1 protein-coding gene is annotated in these 688 nt (G+C 28.9%); it reads right to left on the bottom strand.

Annotated elements, in window-relative coordinates:
• A partial coding sequence (locus OF364_RS03010; protein ID WP_263774133.1) for a hypothetical protein occupies positions 1–688 on the bottom strand: 688 nt, incomplete at both ends.

Genomic DNA, 688 nt, shown 5'->3' with positions numbered 1-688 from the left:
TCTAAATCAGTGTAACCATCATTATTAGCATTAGTTTTTATCTCACTGACTTTAGTTAGAGCTTTTTCATATGCTTGAATTGCTTGATTAATTTTAACAATTTCTGTACCTGTATTTTTAGCTAGAGCTTCAGCATTTTTATAATCAACGTCTTTAAAAGTTTTATATAAGCTTTCATGTCTTGTTTTAATTGCAGTGGCTTTAGCTTCAGCTGTTGTAATCGATGTTTCGGTATTTGAAATTGCATTAGTTAAATTATCTAATTCAGTTTTTAGCGCAGAAATACCTTGGTTTTTAACACTATTATGTAAATTTAAAACATTTTTTGCACTTTCTAGTTCAGCATTAGTGGTTACGACAGCTAAATTAATTTCATCATATTTAGTTTTGCCATCTAATTCTTGTTTTTTAGCTAATAAACTTTGTGTAGCGTTCTTTAGTGCTTGTTTAACTGTGTTAATTCTGTCTTGTTCACTTTGTTTGGCTTCATCTAGTGCTTTTTGAGCAGATTCAATAGACTTAGTTATGTCAGTAATTAAGGCTTGTGCTTCTGTTGCTTTAGCTGAATAGTGTTTTGAGGTTGCACTATTTTTAACTTTTTCAGCATTTTCTTTAATCTTACTTAATTTTTTAATAATTTCTTTAAGCTCATCAATATTTTTTGCATTAATTGCAGCAGTTACATTTG

The organism is Mycoplasma enhydrae (assembly GCF_025779955.1).
In the GTDB taxonomy this organism is placed as follows: domain Bacteria; phylum Bacillota_I; class Bacilli_A; order Mycoplasmatales; family Metamycoplasmataceae; genus Metamycoplasma; species Metamycoplasma enhydrae.
The sequence above is the reverse complement of the archived record's forward strand: the minus strand, read 5'-3'. Positions and strand labels throughout refer to the sequence as shown.